The organism is Mesorhizobium sp. CA4, assembly GCF_020165075.1.
Taxonomy (GTDB): domain Bacteria; phylum Pseudomonadota; class Alphaproteobacteria; order Rhizobiales; family Rhizobiaceae; genus Mesorhizobium.
Map to the genome: position 1 here is coordinate 75,206 of NZ_JAIUHK010000029.1, position 6,447 is coordinate 81,652.

The 6,447-nt window shown below is 63.5% G+C and carries 5 protein-coding genes; 4 read left to right on the top strand and 1 reads right to left on the bottom strand.

The genetic code is table 11. From position 1 onward, the window contains the following. Positions 1-95 precede the first annotated feature (95 nt). From LB528_RS22200 to LB528_RS22215, 4 genes are read left to right on the top strand one after another with little or no spacing between them, the layout of a single operon-like run. Complete coding sequence (locus LB528_RS22200) at positions 96-1,673, top strand: ABC transporter ATP-binding protein (protein ID WP_224716315.1); 1,578 nt, start codon at positions 96-98, stop codon at positions 1,671-1,673. Beyond that, positions 1,670-2,797, top strand: a complete 1,128-nt coding sequence (locus tag LB528_RS22205) for an ABC transporter permease (RefSeq protein WP_224716316.1) — start codon at positions 1,670-1,672, stop codon at positions 2,795-2,797. The genes LB528_RS22200 and LB528_RS22205 overlap by 4 nt, the downstream gene beginning before the upstream one ends. Then, positions 2,797-3,717 (top strand): ABC transporter permease, encoded by a 921-nt coding sequence (locus tag LB528_RS22210; RefSeq protein ID WP_224716317.1) that lies wholly within the window; start codon positions 2,797-2,799, stop codon positions 3,715-3,717. The genes LB528_RS22205 and LB528_RS22210 overlap by 1 nt, the downstream gene beginning before the upstream one ends. 51 nt (positions 3,718-3,768) lie before the next feature. Continuing rightward, positions 3,769-4,836: a BMP family ABC transporter substrate-binding protein gene (locus LB528_RS22215; RefSeq protein ID WP_224510006.1), complete on the top strand. Its 1,068-nt coding sequence runs from the start codon at positions 3,769-3,771 to the stop codon at positions 4,834-4,836. A gap of 80 nt (positions 4,837-4,916) precedes the next feature. Here LB528_RS22215 and rimO read toward each other — a convergent pair whose 3' ends face one another. Further along, a complete protein-coding gene (rimO, locus tag LB528_RS22220; protein ID WP_224716318.1) occupies positions 4,917-6,230 on the bottom strand; it encodes a 30S ribosomal protein S12 methylthiotransferase RimO in 1,314 nt (437 codons plus the stop codon). Positions 6,231-6,447: the final 217 nt, after the last annotated feature.

Genomic DNA, 6,447 nt, shown 5'->3' on the forward strand with positions numbered 1-6,447 from the left:
TTCTTGAAGCTCTTTCAAGTCGGGTGCTGCTTTCCGACTGGAGCCGGCCGCGCATACCATGCTTTCGGGAACACAGAACATATCTGGGAAGCCGGATGGGAGGCACTGTGAGTGCAAATCATGACAGGGCGAACCTGCTCGAGGTTCGCGGCCTAACCAAGATATTCGGCACGCTGACGGCGTGCGATCACATCGATCTCAATATCGCAAAAGGCGAGATCCACGCGCTGCTCGGCGAGAACGGCGCCGGCAAGTCGACGCTGGTCAAGATGCTGTTCGGATCGCTCGAGCGGAACTCGGGCGAGATCTTCTGGGACGGCAAGCCGGTCAAGATCACCAGCCCGGGCGTGGCCAAGAAGCTCGGCATCGGCATGGTGTTCCAACACTTCTCGCTGTTCGAAGCGCTGACGGCGGCCGAGAACATCGCGCTTTCGCTCAATGACGGTTCGCCGATCAGCACCATTGCGGCGAAGGCGAGGGCGCTGTCCTTCAGCTATGGACTGCCGCTCGATCCGGACTCGCTGGTCGGAGACCTCTCCGTCGGCGAACGCCAGCGCATCGAGATCATCCGCTGCTTGCTTCAGACACCGCAGCTAATCATCCTGGACGAGCCGACCTCGGTGCTGACGCCACAGGAAGCCGACAAGCTGTTCGAGACGCTGGAGCGCCTGCGCTCGGAGGGCAAGTCGATCCTCTACATCTCGCACCGGCTGGAAGAGGTCAAACGCATCTGCGACCGCGCCACGGTGCTTCGCCACGGCAAGGTCGTCGGCCACTGCAATCCGCGTGAGGAGACGGCCGCATCGCTTGCCCGCATGATGGTCGGCAGCGAGGTAAAGGCGGTGGTGCGTGCGCCGGCGGAAGGCATCGAAACGGCGCCGGCCCTGCTGGAAATCCGCGGCCTCAGCCGCAAGCCGGCGACGCCCTTCGCCATCCCGCTGAAGAACATCAACCTCACCGTTCGTGCCGGCGAAGTGATCGGCATCGCCGGCGTCGCCGGCAACGGTCAGGGCGAGTTCTTCGAATCCGTCTCCGGCGAGGTGCTGCAGCACGATGCCGGTTCCGTGCGCATCCGCGGCAAGGATGCCGGCGGCCTGTCGATCACCGGCCGCCGCCTGATGGGCGCCGCCTTCGTGCCGGAGGAGCGGCTAGGTCATGGCGCGGCGCCGCGCATGAAGCTTTCGGAGAACCTGCTTCTGTCTCGTCACGCCACCGACGGCAAGGCTTTCGTCGGCTCGGGCGGCACGGTCAAGAACGGCGCGGTTTACAGCGCCGCCCAGCGTATCATTAAAGCCATGGACGTGCGCAAGAGCGCGCCCGATCCGGAGGCCGCCGCACTATCGGGCGGCAATCTGCAGAAATTCATTGTCGGCCGCGAGCTCGACCGCAGGCCCAGCGTCATGATCGTCAACCAGCCGACATGGGGCGTGGACGCGGGTGCTGCCGCTCACATCCGCCAGGCTTTGATCGAGCTCGCCCGCAGCGGCTCCGCTGTCCTGGTCATCAGCCAGGATCTCGACGAATTGTTCGAACTGTCGGACGCCATCGCTGTCATGCACAACGGAGAACTGTCGACGCCGCTGCCGATCGCCGAGGCGACTTTCGAGAAGGTCGGCCTGTTGATGGGCGGCGCCGAGCCCGGCCATGCCGAACACAGCTTGGAGGTCGCATGATGCGCATCGAACTCGTCAAACGCCCGCAGCGCTCGGCGCTGTTCTCGATGCTGTCGCCCTTCATCGCCTTCGCGCTGACGATCATTGCCGGCGCCATCATGTTTGCGCTGCTCGGCGTCAATCCGCTCAGTGCATTCGAGATCTATTTCGTCGAGCCGATCAGCCAGGTCTGGCAGCTGCATGAGCTGGCGATCAAGGCAGCGCCGCTGATCCTGATCGCGGTCGGCCTCTCGGTCTGCTACAAAGCCAACATCTGGAACATCGGCGCCGAAGGCCAGTTCATTTTCGGCGCGATCTTCGGCTCGATCATGCCGGTGCTGTTCCCGCAATTCGAAGGCCCGCTGGTGATCCCGCTGATGCTTTTGCTGGGCATGGTCGGCGGCGCCTTCTACGCATCGATCCCGGCGCTTCTGAAGACGCGCTTCAGCACCAATGAGATCCTCACCAGCCTGATGCTGGTCTATGTCGCGCAGCTTTTCCTCGACTGGCTGGTGCGCGGCCCCTGGCGCGATCCGCAAGGCCACGGCTTCCCGCAAACCATCCAGTTCGGCGATTCCGCCGTGCTGTCTGAACTGATGCCGGATGCCGGCCGCGCCAATTGGGGTTTCGTCTTCGCGCTGGTCGCCGCGGTAGCGATCTGGCTGATGATGAGCCGCATGCTGAAAGGGTTCGAGGTCCGCGTGCTGGGTTCAAGCCCAAGGGCAGGGCGCTTTGCCGGCTTCGGCTTCAACAAGATGGTGTTCTTCGCCTTCCTTCTGTCCGGGGCGCTGGCCGGCCTGGCCGGCATCTCCGAGGTCTCCGGCGCCATCGGCCAGTTGCAGCCGGTGATCTCTCCCGGCTACGGCTTCACCGCTATCATCGTCGCCTTCCTTGGGCGCCTCAACCCACTGGGCATCGTCGCGGCGGGCCTGGTGCTGGCGCTGACCTATCTCGGCGGCGAGGCGGTGCAGAGCGCGCTCGGCATTTCCGACAAGGTGGCGCGCGTGTTCCAGGGCATGCTTTTGTTCTTCGTGCTCGGCTGCGACACGCTCATCCATTACCGCATACGCCTGATCGGCATGGCGCTGACGAAGCCGAAGGGCGCGGCGCTCGAAGCAGCGCCCAAGCTCGGGGAGGCCCGCTGATGGACATCACCGTCAATATCCTTTTGACCATCGCGACCGCGGCGACACCGCTTCTGATCGCGGCGATCGGCGAGTTGGTGGTCGAGCGCTCCGGCGTGCTCAATCTCGGCGTCGAGGGCATGATGATCATGGGCGCCGTGGGCGGCTTTGGCGCAGGGTATCTGACCGGATCGCCGTGGATCGGGCTGCTTGCCGCGATCATCGTCGGCGCGCTGTTCTCGCTGCTGTTTGCCGTCATGACGCTGTCGCTTGCGACTAACCAGGTGGCGACCGGCCTGTCGCTGACGCTGCTCGGCCTCGGCCTCTCCGGCATGATCGGCACCAGCTTCGTCGGTCAGCCGGGCGTGAGATTGCCCAATTTGGACATCCCGGGGATCAGCTCGATCCCGGTGGTCGGCAAGCTGGTCTTCGGCCAGGACCCGGTCTTCTACATCTCGATCGCCCTGACCGCGGCGGTGATGTGGTTCCTGTTCAAGACGCGCACGGGGCTTACGCTGCGTTCGATCGGCGACAGCCATACCTCGGCGCACGCGCTCGGCATCAAGGTCATCCGCTACCGCTATCTCGCCGTGATCTTCGGCGGCGCCTGCGCCGGCCTTGCCGGCGGGCACCTGTCGCTGGTCTACACGCCGCAATGGGTCGAGAACATGAGCGCGGGCCGCGGCTGGATCGCGCTGGCACTGGTGGTGTTCGCTTCCTGGCGCCCGTGGCGGGTGCTGGCCGGCGCCTATATCTTCGGCGCGGTGTGGATCGGCCAGCTTCATGCACAGGCTTTTGGCATTCCGGTGCCTTCGCAGTTTCTTTCTTCGCTGCCCTATCTGGCAACCATCATGGTTCTCGTTCTAATCTCGCGCAACAAGCGGCTGACGATGATGAACACGCCGGCTTCGTTGGGGCAGCCATTCGTTCCGGATCGTTGACGACAACAAAAAGACGGGAAGCTCCAAGGCTTAACTCAGAGAGGTAACACAATGAAAAAATTGCTTATTGCGTTGATCACCACGGCCGCAGCCCTGTCGCTGGCGGCGACCGCCGAGGCCGCCGACAAGCTGAAGGCCTGCTGGGTCTATACGGGTCCGATCGGCGATTTCGGCTATTCCTACCAGCACGATCAGGGCCGCCTCGAGGTCGAGAAGGCGCTCGGCGACAAGGTCGAGACCGCCTATCTCGAAAACGTGTCGGAAGGCCCGGACGCCGACCGCGCTTTCGAGCGCCTGGCGCGCGAGAATTGCAAGATCATCTTCGGCACCTCCTTCGGCTTCATGGATGCCGAGGTGAAGGTCGCCAAGAAGTTCCCCAAGGTGATGTTCGAGCATGCCACCGGCTTCAAGACCGGCGACAATCTCGGCATCTACAACGCCCGCTTCTATGAAGGCCGCTATGTGCTCGGCCAGATCGCGGCCAAGGAATCGAAGAAGGGCCTTGCCGGCTACATCGTCTCCTTCCCGATCCCGGAAGTGGTGATGGGCATCAACTCCTTCATGCTCGGCGCCCAATCGGTCAATCCCGACTTCAAGGTGAAGATCGTGTGGGTGAACTCCTGGTTCGATCCGGGCAAGGAAGCCGACGCCGCCAAGGCGCTGTTCGACCAGGGCGCCGACATCATCGTCCAGCACACCGACTCGACCGCCCCGCTGCAGGTGGCCGAGGAGCGCAAACTGCATGGCTTCGGCCAGTCGTCGGACATGATCAAGTTCGCGCCGCACGCGCAACTGACCTCGCTGACCGACGAATGGGGTCCGTATTACATCAGCCGCGTGCAGGCGGCGCTCGACGGCACCTGGAAGCCGGACAATGTGTGGCTGGGCATCAAGGATGGCGCGGTCAAGCTCGCCCCCTACACCAACATGCCCGACGACGTGAAGGCGATGGCCGAGGCGACCGAGAAGAAGATCGCCGGCGGCTGGAATCCCTTCACTGGCCCGGTATCCAAGCAGGACGGCTCGCCCTGGCTGAAGGACGGCGAGGTTGCCGACGACGCCACGCTGCTCGGCATGAATTTCTACGTCAAAGGCATCGACGACAAGCTGCCGCAATAAGCGGCAAGTCGCGGAACCGAAACGGAAAAGGGCGCCGCAGGGCGCCCTTTTCATTGCAGATGTCAGCTTTCGCGAGGCTGTCAGACCGCCGAGCCATATAGATCGTACGCATCCGCGCGATCGATCTTGACCGTGACGATCTCGCCGGCGCGCAGCGGCCGCCGCGATTGGATGTGCACCGAGCCGTCGATCTCCGGCGCGTCGTATTTGGCGCGGCCTTTGCCGGATGTGCCATGTGCCTCGTCGATCAGCACCGGCAGGCGCTTGCCGACCTTCCTGGCGAGCTGCGTTGCCGAGATCTTCTGCTGGCGCTGCATGAAACGGTGCCAGCGCGCTTCCTTGACTTCCTGCGGCACCTGCTCGAGCCCGAGATCGTTGGAGCGCGCGCCCTTGACCGGCTCGTATTTGAAACAGCCGGCGCGATCGATCCTGGCTTCGTCCAGCCAGTCGAGCAGCATCTGGAAATCGTCTTCGGTCTCGCCGGGGAAGCCGACGATGAAGGTCGAGCGGATAGCGATATCCGGGCAGACCTCGCGCCAGCCACGGATGCGGTCCAGCGTCTTTTCGCCATGCGCCGGGCGGCGCATGTTCTTCAGCACTTGCGGCGAGGCGTGCTGGAAGGGAATGTCGAGATAGGGAAGGATCTTTCCTTCCACCATCAGCGGAATGACGTCGGCCACATGCGGGTAGGGGTACACATAGTGCATGCGTATCCAGATGCCGAGCTTGCCGAGCTCCTCGGCGAGATCGAGGAATTTCGCCCGCACCTCGCGATCGCCGAAGATCGACGTCTGGTACTTGATGTCGACGCCGTAGGCGCTGGTGTCCTGCGAGATGACGAGGATCTCCTTGACGCCGGCCTTGGCGAGCTTTTCGGCCTCGCGCAGCACGTCCGCGGCCGGGCGCGAGACGAGATCGCCGCGCAACGCCGGGATGATGCAGAAGGTGCAGCGGTTGTTGCAGCCCTCGGAGATCTTCAGATAGGCGTAGTGGCGCGGCGTCAGCTTCACGCCCTGCGGCGGCAACAGATCGACATAGGGATCGTGGCTGGGCGGAGCCGCTTCATGCACCGCCGCCATCACGCTTTCATAGGCCTGCGGGCCGGTGATCGCCAGCACATTGGGATGCTTCTCGCGGATGACCTCCGGCTCGGCGCCGAGGCAGCCGGTGACGATGACGCGGCCGTTCTCGGAAAGGGCGGAACCGATGGCGTTAAGCGACTCGTCGCGCGCGGAATCGAGGAAGCCGCAGGTGTTGACGACGACGAGGTCGGCGCCGTCGTGCTTGCGCGCGATCTCGTAGCCTTCGGCGCGGAGCCGTGTGATGATGCGCTCGGAATCGACGAGCGCTTTCGGGCACCCGAGACTGACGAAACTGACGCGTGGGGCGGACATAAACTTTGTTTCCAAGAGGTGAGGGCGAGATCGAAGATTGAGCCTCAGGCTCTGAATTTCGATCTAAGGCGCGGCTTTGAGCCATTTCGCGCGGCGCAATAGCACGCTTCGGCCCAGAAGCAAACCTGCCCGTGACCGAGTGTCGTAAGCGCATGAGTTGTCCGGGTTAGGTAGCACATGAGTTGTCCGGTTTTATCGCCAGCGAATGGAGGCTGGG